11 protein-coding genes and 6 pseudogenes are annotated in these 13,409 nt (G+C 60.3%); 14 read left to right on the forward strand and 3 right to left on the reverse strand.

All coding sequences use genetic code 11. The features are described 5' to 3' along the window. Positions 1-136 (reverse strand): annotated as a pseudogene (locus QD357_RS18130) (IS630 family transposase); the annotation flags it as partial. A 303-nt stretch (positions 137-439) separates the two neighbouring features. Between QD357_RS18130 and QD357_RS18135 the strand changes: the two are divergent. Together QD357_RS18135 and QD357_RS18140 are read left to right on the forward strand one after the other, a co-directional pair. Continuing rightward, positions 440-691: a hemagglutinin repeat-containing protein gene (locus QD357_RS18135; protein WP_414124663.1), complete on the forward strand. Its 252-nt coding sequence runs from the start codon at positions 440-442 to the stop codon at positions 689-691. 476 nt (positions 692-1,167) lie between these two features. Continuing rightward, positions 1,168-1,932 (forward strand): annotated as a pseudogene (locus tag QD357_RS18140) (transporter substrate-binding domain-containing protein); the annotation flags it as partial. Positions 1,933-2,151: 219 nt separating this feature from the next. Here QD357_RS18140 and QD357_RS18145 read toward each other — a convergent pair. Then, positions 2,152-2,331 (reverse strand): annotated as a pseudogene (locus QD357_RS18145) (ISAzo13 family transposase); the annotation flags it as partial. A 321-nt stretch (positions 2,332-2,652) separates the two neighbouring features. Here QD357_RS18145 and QD357_RS18150 point away from each other — a divergent pair. Next, positions 2,653-3,308: pseudogene (locus tag QD357_RS18150) on the forward strand (IS5 family transposase); the annotation flags it as partial. Between the two features lie 76 nt (positions 3,309-3,384). Here the strand turns inward: QD357_RS18150 and QD357_RS18155 are convergent. Further along, positions 3,385-3,762, reverse strand: coding sequence for a winged helix-turn-helix transcriptional regulator (locus QD357_RS18155; RefSeq protein WP_183939047.1), 378 nt, complete (start codon positions 3,760-3,762; stop codon positions 3,385-3,387). Positions 3,763-3,847: 85 nt separating this feature from the next. On the opposite strand from QD357_RS18155, the gene QD357_RS18160 reads away from it, so the two are divergent. The 11 genes and pseudogenes from QD357_RS18160 (at position 3,848) to QD357_RS18210 (ending at position 13,360) form a co-directional block, all read left to right on the forward strand. Next, a complete protein-coding gene (locus QD357_RS18160; protein ID WP_183939049.1) occupies positions 3,848-4,468 on the forward strand; it encodes an FMN-dependent NADH-azoreductase in 621 nt (206 codons plus the stop codon). Positions 4,469-4,497: 29 nt separating this feature from the next. Further along, positions 4,498-5,214: pseudogene (locus QD357_RS18165) on the forward strand (SDR family NAD(P)-dependent oxidoreductase); the annotation flags it as partial. Between the two features lie 85 nt (positions 5,215-5,299). Continuing rightward, positions 5,300-5,941, forward strand: coding sequence for a DsbA family oxidoreductase (locus tag QD357_RS18170; protein WP_414124664.1), 642 nt, complete (start codon positions 5,300-5,302; stop codon positions 5,939-5,941). Between the two features lie 114 nt (positions 5,942-6,055). Then, positions 6,056-6,196, forward strand: a pseudogene (locus QD357_RS18175) (ABC transporter substrate-binding protein); the annotation flags it as partial. A gap of 28 nt (positions 6,197-6,224) precedes the next feature. Continuing rightward, complete coding sequence (locus QD357_RS18180; protein WP_414124665.1) at positions 6,225-7,301, forward strand: LLM class flavin-dependent oxidoreductase; 1,077 nt, start codon at positions 6,225-6,227, stop codon at positions 7,299-7,301. Between the two features lie 153 nt (positions 7,302-7,454). After that, the gene (locus QD357_RS18185) at positions 7,455-8,195 is read left to right on the forward strand and encodes a FadR/GntR family transcriptional regulator (protein ID WP_414124666.1); all 741 of its coding nucleotides are present in this window, start codon (positions 7,455-7,457) and stop codon (positions 8,193-8,195) included. A 71-nt stretch (positions 8,196-8,266) separates the two neighbouring features. After that, a complete protein-coding gene (gene kdgD, locus QD357_RS18190) occupies positions 8,267-9,172 on the forward strand; it encodes a 5-dehydro-4-deoxyglucarate dehydratase (protein WP_414124667.1) in 906 nt (301 codons plus the stop codon). A gap of 113 nt (positions 9,173-9,285) precedes the next feature. Continuing rightward, complete coding sequence (locus tag QD357_RS18195; protein WP_414124668.1) at positions 9,286-10,167, forward strand: amidohydrolase family protein; 882 nt, start codon at positions 9,286-9,288, stop codon at positions 10,165-10,167. 243 nt (positions 10,168-10,410) lie between these two features. Continuing rightward, positions 10,411-11,388: a TRAP transporter substrate-binding protein gene (locus QD357_RS18200; protein ID WP_183939060.1), complete on the forward strand. Its 978-nt coding sequence runs from the start codon at positions 10,411-10,413 to the stop codon at positions 11,386-11,388. 122 nt (positions 11,389-11,510) lie between these two features. Continuing rightward, entirely contained in the window at positions 11,511-12,089 is a 579-nt protein-coding gene (locus tag QD357_RS18205; RefSeq protein ID WP_183939062.1) for a TRAP transporter small permease, read from the forward strand. Next, a complete protein-coding gene (locus tag QD357_RS18210; protein ID WP_183939064.1) occupies positions 12,080-13,360 on the forward strand; it encodes a TRAP transporter large permease in 1,281 nt (426 codons plus the stop codon). The genes QD357_RS18205 and QD357_RS18210 overlap by 10 nt, the downstream gene beginning before the upstream one ends. Positions 13,361-13,409 lie beyond the last annotated feature (49 nt).

A 13,409-nucleotide genomic window follows, 5' to 3' on the forward strand; every position in this document is an offset into this window, starting at 1 on the left:
TCACCAGACGCACGTCCGGCCCATTGGGCATTTCTGCGTCGATCCGCTTCAGGAGGTCGAKGAATTCCGTGGCCCGGTGACGCTTGTAGCCATGACCGATCACCGCCCCCGTGGCAATGTCGAGCGCGGCGAACAGCGGAAATTTCTTTCCGTCCAGAATGACGAGGTCCGCCTGCCTGCCAGCCATCGATCAAACTCCTGCTCTTGTCACAGAAGCCAAACAAAATGAAGCTTACTTTCGTTCCACGTGACTAAAGTCATTTGCCACAGAAGTTCATTACATTGTCTGCTTGGCCTCTTCATGGGAGGTTGAGCCATAGCAAATGAGACTGGCCGACGACGGCAGAAGGGCTCCATCACCAGCGATGGCGCACAGATCCTGGCCGGCTATGACAAGGACGGCATCCCCACGATACCAGGTGATCCACCGACCGGTGATATGCTCCTGTCTGCAACGAATGGCGACATCAATCTCAATGCCGCCACGGGCACGTCGGACTCGAATAGTTCTAACAGCTCCTGGAGCATTGGCGTAGGTGTCAACTTCGGCTGCTCGACGACATCGAAGAACTGCAGCACCAGAGTCGGCGCCAGCGCCTCCTACGGCGAAGGTGGTTCTGAAACCACAGGTATCACCCACAATCTCACTATTGAATCAAATTCTGGACGAGCGGCTTGCCAATTATTCTGAAGCAAAGGCTCAACTCAAGCAGTCTCTCTTCGCTTGCGAGGACGCGTGTGACCGACTGCTGGATGAAATAGAAATTGGGAACACGAGAAGATGCCTGCAGGAGGTCCTTCCTGAGGTTTACACCTCGATACGATTCACGAAATTTGGGCCGTAGTGGCTGGCTGGCCCCGACGTTGAACTTGAAGGTGCTCAGTGAATCCCATTGAAGAGCAAAGGCTGAAACTTGACCAGCTTTATCGCGTCGTACGCGACGGGAGCTCCAGCGTAGGTCAGCAGTTTGAATACGCTGAAGCGGGGAAAATTGCTTTCCGCGCCGCTGGGACCGCACCCTACGTGCGTCAGTGATACAGCTTGTTAAGGAACTCCACGCCAAGTTGGCCAACCTTACATTCCAGCGTTGCGATTTGCGCCTCATACTCGGCGATGACGCTGGCCTCATAGGCATACCGGCCATCCGGGCATGTTCATTCGTTTTGATGATGACGGCGCTGACGTCCTTCAGCGTGGCCCGTGCCGATKATCTGACCTTCGATTTGAGCCCCGAGCAGCCGGGCCGCATTCATGTCGGGCGGGATGGGACGGCAGTCGCGGCTATCCCTAAGAATTTCAAGTTCGTTACGCCGGGCACGCTCACGGTTGCCGTCGCACCCGGCGGACCGCCGCTCGCGACCTATGCAACGGATGCCAAGACCGTGGTCGGTGCCGATCCGGATATTGCCTATGCCATCGCCGATAGTCTCGGGCTGAAGCTGGAACTCGTGCCGGTCGCCTGGATCGATTGACCGCTGGGTCTGACGTCGGGCAAATACGATGCCGTCATCTCCAATGTCGGTGTCACCGAGCAGCGCAAGGAGAAGTTCGATTTCTCCACCTATCGGCAGGGCCTGCACGGCATCTACGTCAAGTCGGACAGCAAGATCGGCTCTATCAAGGAGCCGAAGGACGCGGCAGGACTCAGATTCATCGTCGGCGTCGGCACCAATCAGGAGCGTATCCTGCTCGAATGGAGCAAGGAGAATGTCGCGGCCGGGCTGAAACCGCTGGAGCTGCAATATTACGACGACGATGCCGCAAGCTTGCTGGCCCTGGCGTCGGGCCGTGCCGATGTGATCGTGCAGCCGCATGCGCAGCTCGTCTACATCGCCGCCCGCGACAACAACATCAAGAGCGTCGGCACGCTGAGCGCCGGCTGGCCGGATCGTTCCGACGTGGCGGTGACGACGCGAAAGGGAAGCGGCCTAGGCTGCGTTGACAAATTCAGTCGTGTCGGATTGTCCTACCTCCCGCTAAGGCACTGTTGATAAATTATCGCACCGGTGGTGGGATGATTGGGCTGATTGTGTAGTTCCAATCGCCATGGAATTGATGACGGTTGATGACGCCGGCATCAAGGTCAGCGATGCCGAGATGGATGCGATCAACACGGGGTAGATATTGGTGTCGATCTCGGACTTGACTGTGAGACCGGCCAGGCCGCGGGCAATCGTGCTGCGCGCCAGACCGGTGATCCGCGACACCGCCGTCACGCCGCCGCGGCCGGCCGCTAACGCTTCGGCCGCCGCAAAGCGACGTCGTCCACGTTCGTCCAGAACAGGTTCAAGCGCAGCATAGCGCAGTTGGATGGCGGCCTCGTCAATCACACCGCGATTCTATAGGCTTCAAACCAAAAGGGAATCCCGGCGCCGCAAAAAATCCAAAGCTGCGATTCCTTTATTTATCAACAGTTCCTAAGTGGGCATCAGGCTCGCGCGGCTATAACGCGCGGCACATATGATGGTAAGGCCGCACGGCACTTCGACGGTGTCTTCGATCCACTCGCCTCCGTTGTTTTGCAGGCAGACGTAACAGGCCTCACAGTTTACCGTTGACGCCGAACACAATGGTTGATTCAAGGCTGCTTTTTGGAGGCAGGCTTGAGCCGGGGCGATTTGACTGAAACAGAATGGCGCGCTTTGAAGGGCTTGCTGCCGATCGAGCCTGAGAATCGTGGCCGAGGCCGTCCGCCCGAGCAGAACCGCTCAATCATCAACGGCATACTCTGGCGGCTCCGCTGCGGCGCTCCATGGCGCGACGTGCCGTCCAAGTACGGAAGCTGGAACACTATCTATCGTCGCTTCCGCCGATGGAGCGAAGCCGGGGTCTGGGAGAACGTCGCTGTGACCCTGGCCGAGATCATGGCGGATACTGGCCACTACAGCATTGATAGCACCACAGTCCGCGCCCACGTTTCGGCAGCGGGCGGAAAAGGGGGACTCATCAACGCGCTCTTGGTCGCTCGCGGGGCGGGTTCACCAGTAAACTTCACTGCCTGGCTGACGCCCTTGGACGGCCGATCGCCTTCGCCCTAACCGGCGGTGAGGCGGCGGACTGCAAGGCATATGATGCCCTGATCGATCTGCCCGAACGCGCACCCGACGCATTACTCGCAGACAAGGGCTATAATGCCAACGCGATCCGTGTCGACCTTGCAGAACGGAAGATCGAGGCCGTAATCCCCGGTCGCTCGAACCGACGCGTACAGATCGAGTATGATCGGGCGCTCTACAAGCTGCGCACCCGCATCGAGCGCATGTTTGGCCATCTCAAGATCAACCGGGCCATTGCCACCCGCTACGACCAACTGGCCAACAGCTTTCTCGGCATGGTCCATCTCGCCACCGCTAGATACTGGCTAAAATTTGTCCCCACACCCCTCAGCTTGCATCAAACCGGACGCGAGCGTCCTGGATGCTCTCCCGATTGCTGTTCGCCCACATTACGAGAGCCATTACCGGCGCAAGAAGCGTCCGTCCCACCTCCGTCAACTCGTAGTCCACGCGCGGCGGAATAGTGGGAAACAATGTCCGCTTTACCAGCCCATCACGTTCCAGTCCGCGCAAGTTAATCGTCAGCATCCGTTGCGAGATGCCGTCGATCTGGCGCCGCAGTTCGTTGAACCGAACTGGTCCATCTCTAAGCGTCGCGATGATGTACAGGGTCCATTTGTCGCCGACGAGATCGAGGATCTCCCGAACGACCCGGCAGTCGTCACCTTCGCTGGGGGTAGGAAAATCAGTGTTACTGAGTGTCATGTAAGTGCCTTCTTGCGGGTGATTGCCAGTGATCTTACTATCGTTAGTAACAAGAATTTACTACCCTGTTCACATCGGAGCAATCATGACCAGCATCCTCCTCGTTACATCGAGCCCCCGTGGCCCGGAAGGCCTGTCCACCCGCTTCGCGACCGAGATCGCCGAAGGCCTCAAGGTGCGCTTGGGCGGCACCCTTTTGACCCGCGATCTTACGGTCAACCCACCGCCGCATATTGCGCAAGCCTATATTGGCGGCCGCGTCGCGGCCCCCGAGGCCCGAACCCCCGAGCAGGCCAAGGCGGTCGGCCTTGCCCAGGAGCTCGTCGATGAGGTGAAGGCGGCTGACGTGATCGTCCTCGGTTCGGGCATGATCAATTTCGGCCCATCTTCGCAGCTCAAGGCCTGGTTCGATCATATCACCTGGCCGGGAGTGACCTTTGGTTATAGCGCAGCCGGCAAGCCGCAGGGATTGCTGACCGGCAAGAAGGTGTATCTCGTCACTGCCGCAGGCGGTGTCTTCTCCGAGGGCGACTGGGCGGCCTTCGACTTCCAGACCGGGTATCTGCGCCACCTCCTTGGTTTCATCGGCCTGACCGACGTTGAAGTCGTCCGCGTGGAAGGCACCGTCTTCGGGCCTGAGGCTGCCAAGGCCGCTATCGCGGCCGCCGAAGTCCAGGTTCGCGCGGTCCTTGAACAGGCTGCCTAAAGCGGAGCCGGCCAACTGCTCAGGCTGTAAGCACGAATATGCATGTCAGCAGCCAGAGCACTTGCTCCAAGTCAGACGACAAAAAGGAAGATGAAATGAAGATCGCTGTGCTAATCAACAATGCCGGCGTGCAGGGGCCGACACTGAAGCACACAGCGCAAGGCTTCGAGCAGACGTTCGGAGTCAATCACCTTGGCTGCTTCGCGTTCACCGCGCTGCTGCTGCCCAAGCTCATGGAAACGCCAGGATCGCGCATCGTCGTCACGAGCAGCGGGCAGCACAAGGGAGCGAAAATCGATTGGGAAGACCTTAACGCGCAGAGGGATTACAAATGGCTCCCGCGCTACGGCGCCAGCAAGCTTGCGAACCTGCTCTTCGTCTTCGAGCTGGATCAGCGGTTGCGGGCGGCAGGAGCGCCGGTAACGGCGGTAGCCTGCCATCCAGGTCTTGTCGGAACGAACCTCGCCCGCGGCAGCTTGTGGGGCAACATAGCGATGACCCTGATCGGCTTGATATTCGCCAAGCCCGCCATGGGCGCGTGGGGCGCGCTGCACGCAGCGACTGGGCCAATAACGCCTGGCGGTTACTACGGGCCGACGGGATTTTCCGGGCTGCGAGGTCCTTCCGGTGAAGGGGTTCCCTCTGAGGAGGCGAGAAATCCGCAGTTCGCCGAACGACTATGGGATGTGTCAGTCAAGATGACCGGGATCGACCCTGGCTTGCCCCCCGTCAATCGCCCGTCCTGACTTACAGATGGAAAGCGCCGCAGTCGCGGCCAAGCGGCTCAGATTAATCCAAGACTGTCGGCTCAACGCTCAGAAGGATGACATAATGCTGCAAATCGATCTTTACACCGAGATCACCTGCCCCTGGTGCATCATCGGGCATCACCGCCTCGATAAGGTCCTGGCGGAACGCTTCCCTGAGCTTGACGTGGATATCCGCCAACATCCGGTCCTTCTGCTCCCCGATGCGCCAGCGGAGGGCCTCTACATTCCCGATCTTCTCCTCTCGCGTTACGGCGTGACGGATCCGAAGGCGTCCTTCGCTCGCCCTGAGGCGGAAGCACGCGCGTCCGGCCTTGATCTCGACCTGAGCCGTCAACCGTGGACTTACAGGACACAGCCGGCGCACGGGCTAGTCCTTGCGGCGCGGGCACGAGGTACGCAGCATCGGCTCGCGGTAGCGATCACCGATGCCCATTTTCTGGAAGCAAGGAACATCTCAGACGCCGATGTCCTCGCGGACATTGCCGTCGCTTATGGGTTCGACCGCGAAGAAGCACGCGCGATAGCGCTCGACCCCGCGCAACATGCACGTGTCGAGCAGGAAGCGGCCCAATCGATGGCGGCCGGGGTCAGGTCAGTTCCCCACTTCGTCTTCGGCGAGCGTATCGCCATCAACGGAGGACGCAGCGAAGACGAGATTGCATCGGCTATCCGTGAGGCTGCTGGTGTCGCCGCGTCCGCCTAGCACCGGGTCACCATCGCAGCAAAACACTCAGGGTTGCGCTCCCATGCAAAAACGGTCCGCAACTTCCGCTCCATCGTTCGCCACAGGCCCATGCTTGATCAAATTCGTCCACGCGGCCTAGCAAATGCACTGACCGTTGCCGCCAACGACCTGATCACCAGCGGCACCTATGGGAAGATTCTCGATCACTGGCATCTTTCGGAAGAAGCCCTGCCGAAGTCGGAAACCAATCCGCCCGGCCTGCCGAAATATTGATCGCCTGGGGTATCGAGGGAGTAATGACATGAGCGGCCGCAAGGTATCCATCAGCCATATCGGTTTCCTGACCCCCGGCAATTATCCGGACGATGCCCCGCTGTCAGGGATGGAGCAGACCCTCCAGCAACTGCGGTATGGGGAGGAACTAGGCTTCAACAGCGCATGGGTCCGCCAGCGGCATCTAGAGCCCGGCATTTCGTCGGGCAGCGCCTTCCTGGCGGCGGCAACCCAGCGCACCAGCCGGATTCAGTTGGGTACGGCCGTCATTCCGATCGGCTATGAAAGTCCCTATCGATTGGCGGAGGATCTCGCGACCGTCGACGTTTTATCGCGCGGGCGGCTGAATATCGGCGTCAGCGCCGGGCGTCCGCTACATGCCGACCTGATCGCGCCGCTGGTCTTCGACGGCGACTGGACGGGCAACGATTTCTCCCATGATCGCGTCCTGCGCTTTGCTGACAATCTGCGCGGCACCCATCTCGGCGACGAGCAGACCTTCATCAAGACGCCCTTCGGCCCGATCCGGCCACGCCTGCAGCCCTATGCCAAGGGGCTGATCGACCGGATCTGGTATGGTGGTGGATCGCAGCGTTCGGCCGAATGGGCAGGCCGCAACGGCTTCAACCTGTTGACCGGCAATGTGATCACGGGCGAGGAAACCGATGATTTCTTCGTCGCCCAGTCGCGCTTGGTCGAAACCTATCGTGCCGCTGCCGGGCCCAAGCGCCGTGTTGCCCTTGGGCGCGTCATCGTGCCGGTCGACAGTGCCKATGCGGTCACGCGACGCCGCTATCAAGACTACGCCGCCGGCCGCAACGAACGAACCCTATCGCCGCAAGGCGAGAAGCGCACCCTCTTTGCCCGCGATATCGTCGGCAGCCCCGAAKAAATATTGGAACGGCTCTTCGCCGATCCGTTGTTGCCGGAGGTCAGCGAGTTGCGGCTGGAACTGCCTTACGAGTTCGAACACGAGCAGTACCGCCAGATTCTCCACGACTTCGTCACGCGGATCGCGCCGGAACTCGGCTGGTCGGCCGCACTCGTGATTGCGCCGGGCGAAGAGAAAAAAGCTACGCCTGAGTTGCAGCACGCAATGCGTTGAAAGCCACGAAACTTTTCGCCAAATCAAACTCGTCATACATGTTGATAATTTCTGTCCATAAGTTTGCCGGCCACATGTGTTAGCGTCAACTTGACATACGAGTTCGCACAGTGCTTTTCTCATCGTCGAAAACCGATCAAGAGAGGTACCGACGTGGCCGTTCAGCCAAAGTCCCAGACTGAAGCCAGGTCGGAGACGCTGGTTGCGCGTCTCAGCAATACGCTGCGTCGGGCGATTGCGAGCGGACAGTTTCCGCCGGGAAGCAAGCTGCCGAGCGAATCGCAACTCACGGAGACCCACGGTGTCAGTCGTACGGTCGTGCGCGAGGCGATTGCGGCGCTGAGAGCCGACCGTTTGGTCGAGGCGCAGCAGGGAGCGGGGGTCTTCGTGCTGGAATCTCCGGCATTACCGGTGCTCTCCTTCGGGAATCTCGACCAAGCCCGAGTTTCGTCCGTTATCGAGCTTTTGGAGCTGAGAACTGCCGTGGAGGTCGAGGCCGCCGGGCTTGCMGCATTGCGGCGGTCGCCGGCACAGGAAGAGACGATCTTCGAACGGCATCACGCGTTGCGCGACTGTTTCAATGCAGGTGCTCCGACAAGCGAGGCCGATTTCGCGCTCCATCTCGCCATCGCCGAGGCGACGAACAATTCCCGCTTCCGGGAATTCCTGTCGATGATCGGGCCGCGGATCATTCCGCGCGCCGCCATGCGCGAGGGAGACCCCGAGCCCGATCAGGATGCCTACATCCTGTTGATCGACGAGGAGCATCGCCAGATCGTCGTTGCGATATCGAATGGCGATGAAGAGGGTGCCCGCGAGGCGATGCGCAGGCATCTGCGGGGCAGCCAGGAACGCTATCGCACCCTTCTGCGCGAGCAGCGTAAACATGTATGATGAGTTGTTGACAAGAAAACGTCGGACATATATGACAACTCCTGCCTGAGGAGGCAGAAGAGGAATTCCTGATGACGCCGCAAGAAATCAAGGCCGCGCTGGGCGCGGGCCTGTTGTCCTTTCCTGTTACGCATTTTGACGCAGAGGAGAAATTCCGCTCTGACAGCTATCAGCGTCATATCGAGTGGCTCTCCGGCTATGATGCTCCGGTGCTGTTTGCGGCCGGGGGCACGGGTGAGTTCTTCTCGCTGTCGCCGAACGAGATCCCGACCATCGTCAGGGCAGCCAAGGAAGCCGCAGGCAAGACGGCCATCGTTTCCGGCTGCGGTTTCGGCACGCATGTCGGTGTCGAGCTGGCGCAGGCGGTCCAGAAGGCTGGTGCCGACGGCATCCTGCTTCTACCACACTATCTGATCGATGCGCCGCAGGAAGGGCTCTACACCCACGTCAAGCGCATCTGCCAATCGGTCGATATCGGCGTCATGGTCTATAACCGCGACAACTCGGTACTCTCGGTCGATACGCTGAAACGCCTCTGCGACGAATGCCCGAACCTGGTCGGATTCAAGGACGGCACAGGCGACATCGGCGGAGTGCGCCAGATCACCGCCACGTTCGGCAACCGGCTGACCTATCTTGGCGGTATGCCGACAGCTGAACTCTTCGCCGAAGCTTATCTCGGTGCCGGCTTCACCACCTATTCTTCCGCCGTCTTCAATTTCGTGCCGGCACTGGCCGTCGAGTTCTACAGGGCGCTTCGCGCCGGTGAACGTGTGCGCTGCGAGACGATCCTGAAGGACTTCTTTTATCCCTTCATGGCTATCCGCAATCGCCGCAAGGGCTATGCGGTCGCCGCCATCAAGGCCGGCGTCAGGCTGCAGGGCTTCGAAGCAGGCAGGGTGCGGCCGCCTCTGGATGATTTAACCGCCGAAGAAGAGGCCATGCTCGACAAGCTTATCTCGCCCTGGAAGCGGTGAGATGATGGCGCCCGCGGCCCGTCCATATCGTCCCGCATGCCCATCAGGACTGCGGCTTGGCCGCCGCTTCCACGCGTTAAGGATGGTTGGACTTCGTAAGGAGGATAGGTGACATGCTGGTGCGCAAGCTTTCAGGCACTCCGCCTCGCATCGCCCTTCCCCAGGGAACGATAGACACGCAGATGCACATGTATCTGCCCGGTTTCCTGGCACAGCCCGGCGGCCCCGATCTGCCGGCCGGCGGTCTGCCGACACCTAAGCAATATCGCCAGGTAATGAGCTGGCTCGGCATAGACCGCGTGGTCATCACGCAAGGCAATGCCCATCAGCGCGACAACGGCAATCTTTATGCCTGCCTTGCCGAAATGGGCGATATCGCCCGCGGCGTCGCCGTCATCGATGCTGAGACGCCGGAGGCGGAACTCGACAGGCTTGCAGAGGCCCACGTCGTCGGGGCGCGCATCATGGACCTGCCGGGCGGCGCCGTCGGTCTCGACGCGCTCGAAGCCATCGATGACAGGGCCAGCGCGCGCGGCTGGATGCTGGCCGTGCAGTTCGACGGCAGCCATATTCTTGAGCACGAGTCCCGGCTGGCGCGGCTGAAATCTCGTTGGGTGTTCGATCATCACGGCAAATTCTTTTCCGGGGTGACGCCGGCGAGCCCGCAGGTTGCGGCCGTGAAGCGGCTGATCGACAAGGGCAATTGCTGGTTCAAGTTCGCTGGCTGCTACGAATCCTCGAAAAGCGGCGGCGGCGCCTATGAGGATATCGCCGCTGTTGCGCGCGACGTGGCCGCCCACGCGCCGGAGCGGATCGTCTGGGGCACGAACTGGCCTCACAATCTGGCACGGCAAAACGCCGATTATCCTGACGATGCAACGCTGACGGATACCGTGCTCGGCTGGCTGCAGAGTGCCGACGCCCGGAGACTTGCCCTCGTCGACAATCCCGAGGCGCTTTTTGGTTTCGCGCCGTTCGGGAGCGCAATGCAGTGAGAATTCGGCCGGGACGAGGAGGTTCCGGCCTTTGTTGAGGAGGGGAGATGATGACTATCGCCGGCATCTTGGGAACCGCTGTTGTTGGGCGGGCGCTTGGGCCGAACGCGGCGCGGACCGGAACGGTCAAGCCGCCGTTGCCATTCCAAAAGTAACCAGTGTTTTCAGCCCGATTGTGACTTGGATCTCCAGGCGCGGAAGCGGGCAGTCGTTCTTGTTTTGTGATTAGGAAAGAGGGAAACAATGAAGCGCAGCACCAGAATCATCACGACCGCATTTGCCGGCCTTCTCGCGCTCGGCACGTTTACGACGGGGCAGGCCCGTCAGTTCCGTTCAGCCGACGTGCAGGCGCCGGATTACCCGACCGTCAAGGCCGTGCAGTACATGAGCGATGAGCTCAGCAAGGCGACCGACGGCAAATATACGATCAAGGTCTTCCCGAACTCGCAGCTCGGCAGCGAGAAGGACACCATCGAGCAGGTCAAGCTCGGGGCTCTCGACTTTATCCGCGTCAACTCCGGAACGCTGAACACCATCTGCCCGGCGATGATGGTGCCGGTCCTGCCATTCCTGTTCCACGACAAGGCGCAGATGCGCACGGTTCTCGACGGACCGATCGGCGATCAGATCCTGGCGGATTGCGATGCTCATGGCCTCGTCGGCCTCGCCTTCTACGATTCGGGCTCGCGCTCCTTCTATACCACCAAGCCGGTGCGTAAGATGGAGGACCTCAAGGGTCTGAAAATCCGCGTGCAACAGTCCGATATCTGGGTCGCAATGATGAAGGCGCTCGGCGCCAACGCCACGCCGATGCCGACGGGCGAGGTCTTCACCGGCCTGAAGACCGGGCTAATCGACGGTGCGGAGAACAATTGGCCGAGCTATTACAACTTCCATCACTACGAGCTCGCCAAGTATTATTCGCTGAGCGAACACTCGATGGCACCCGATGTCTTGCTGATGTCGAAGCGCGTCTATGACAGCTTCACGCCGGAAGAGCAGGCGCTGGTGCGCAAGCTCGCCAAGCAGTCCGTCGTTTACATGCGTCAGCTCTGGGACACGATGGAAACGACGTCGGAGGAGAAGGTGAAGCAAGCCGGCGTCGAGGTCATCCCGCTGGACAAGGCGCCCTTCGAAGCTGCCATGCAGCCGATCTATGACCAGTTCGTCACCGCTCCAGCCCTCAAGGATATGATCACCAAGATCAAGGCAACGAAATAATGAAGTCTGCCGGGGGCGTTTGATGCGCCCCCGCGCCGCCTGCCTTCGCCCGGCGCCTGTAAGACGCCGAAACGACGGCAATCGATACGTCAGCACCAAATGATCAATCCGAGGAGATTAGCATGGGCGCGCATATGCATGCACTGCCGGCAGATCCCGCCGCGCGTTCGCAAGCGGTCCGTACCACCACCAACACAACGGGCTTGCTCGGCGCCTATTTCGCCTTTCATGCGTGGCTCTCGCGCGTCTGCCTCATGATCGCGGTCGTCGGGACACTTTTGATCGTTGCAGCCGTCCTCTATCAAATCTTCGGGCGCTATGTGCTCAACGACTCCCCCGCCTGGACCGAAATATTCGCGCTGGTGGTCATTCTCTACGTCACTTGCCTGGCGGCAGCCGTCGGTGTTCGCGACGGACGCCACATCGGCATGGACTCGCTCCTGAACTTCGCGCCCGAGGGTGTTCGTCTGGCGGCCGAGATCATCGTTTATCTCGGCATGATCATCTTTGGCCTGTCGATGGCCTGGAGCGGTGGCGAACTCAGCATCGAGATGGCGCCTTACATCAATCCCGGCCTGCCGATTTCGCAGGCCTGGAGCTATGTGCCGCTTGCGGCCGGCGGCGTGCTCATCGCCCTCTTCGCCGTCGAGCGGATCGTCGCCGCCGTCCTGAAAATCAAGGTTATCCCCTCATGGCATTGATCATTCTCTGCGCAGTCTTCGTGGGCGGGCTGGTGCTCGGCATGCCGGTCATCTTCGCCATCGGCCTGTCGTCGATCGCCACCGTGCTATACGAAGGGCTGCCGCTGGCGGTCGTCTTCCAGCGCATGGCGTCCGGCATGGGCACCTTCTCCTTCCTCACCATTCCGTTCTTTATCTTTACCGGCGAGCTGATGATGTATGGCGGCATCGCCGATCGGATCATCCGCAGTTCCAAGGCGATGGTCGGCCATGTGCGCGGCGGCCTCGGCATGACCAACGTCGTCGCCTGCACCATGTTCGGTGGTGTCTCCGGCTCGCCGGTCGCCGATGTCTCGGCCATGGGTTCGGCACTGATCCCCCTGATGAAAAAGGAAGGGATCGACGCGGACTATGCCGTCAACGTCACCACCTATTCCTCGCTCGTCGGCGCGCTGATGCCGACCAGCCACAATATGATCATCTATTCGCTTGCCGCCGGTGGTCTGGTGTCGATGAACGCCCTCATCATGGCAGGCGCCATTCCCGCAATGATCCTGACGGTTGCCAACGTGCTGACCGCCTATTTCGTCGCGCGGTCGCGCGGCTACAGCCGCGGCGAGTTTCCGGGCTGGACTGAGGTCTGGCGCAGTCTTGCGGCCGCAGTTCCCGGCCTTTTCATCATCGTCATCATTGTCGGCGGTATCCTGTCCGGCGTCTTCACCGCGGCGGAAGCCGGCGCCGTTGCCGTTCTCTATGCTCTGCTCCTGACGATTTTCGTCTATCGCAGCCTGTCGTTCGAAAACTTTTTGAAGGCGGTGACGAAGGCGACCAAGACCACGGGTGTCGTGTTGCTGCTGATCGGCATCTCGACGATGTTCGGCTATCTGATGAGCATTTACGGCGTCGCCGACATGGTGGGCGAGGCGCTTAGCCATGTCAGCACCCAGCCATGGGTGATCTTCATCCTGGTMAACATAGCGCTGTTCATCTTCGGCATATTTCTCGACATGGCCGCGCATATTCTGGTCTGCACGCCGATCTTCCTGCCGATCGTCACGCAATACGGCATGGACCCGGTCCAGTTCGGCATCATCGTGCTCTTGAATTCGACCATCGGCCTCAATACGCCGCCGGTCGGTGCCGCCTTCTATCTCGGTTGCGCCATCGGCGAGGTGCCCGTCAGCAAGGTGATCCGTTCGATCTGGCCGTTCATGGTCGCGCTCTGGACCACGCTCATGATCGTCACGCTCATTCCGGAAACCTCCATGTTCATCCAGGATCTCTTCCGGTAGGCTGATGGGCTGCTGTCAAGCTGCGCTTATCAGGCCAGGGTTAGCCGCC

Origin of the sequence: Rhizobium sp. BR 317, assembly GCF_047445835.1 — a bacterium.
Lineage (GTDB): Bacteria > Pseudomonadota > Alphaproteobacteria > Rhizobiales > Rhizobiaceae > Rhizobium > Rhizobium paranaense.

What these genes read in the sequence shown, in the direction of transcription:
- QD357_RS18170 (WP_414124664.1), top strand. Translation starts at nt 5,300, where the DNA reads ATGCTGCAAATCGATCTTTACACCGAGATCACCTGCCCCTGGTGCATC.
- kdgD (WP_414124667.1), top strand. Translation starts at nt 8,267, where the DNA reads ATGACGCCGCAAGAAATCAAGGCCGCGCTGGGCGCGGGCCTGTTGTCC.
- QD357_RS18155 (WP_183939047.1), bottom strand. Translation starts at nt 3,762, where the DNA reads ATGACACTCAGTAACACTGATTTTCCTACCCCCAGCGAAGGTGACGAC.
- QD357_RS18200 (WP_183939060.1), top strand. Translation starts at nt 10,411, where the DNA reads ATGAAGCGCAGCACCAGAATCATCACGACCGCATTTGCCGGCCTTCTC.
- QD357_RS18205 (WP_183939062.1), top strand. Translation starts at nt 11,511, where the DNA reads ATGGGCGCGCATATGCATGCACTGCCGGCAGATCCCGCCGCGCGTTCG.
- QD357_RS18135 (WP_414124663.1), top strand. Translation starts at nt 440, where the DNA reads ATGCTCCTGTCTGCAACGAATGGCGACATCAATCTCAATGCCGCCACG.
- QD357_RS18160 (WP_183939049.1), top strand. Translation starts at nt 3,848, where the DNA reads ATGACCAGCATCCTCCTCGTTACATCGAGCCCCCGTGGCCCGGAAGGC.
- QD357_RS18195 (WP_414124668.1), top strand. Translation starts at nt 9,286, where the DNA reads ATGCTGGTGCGCAAGCTTTCAGGCACTCCGCCTCGCATCGCCCTTCCC.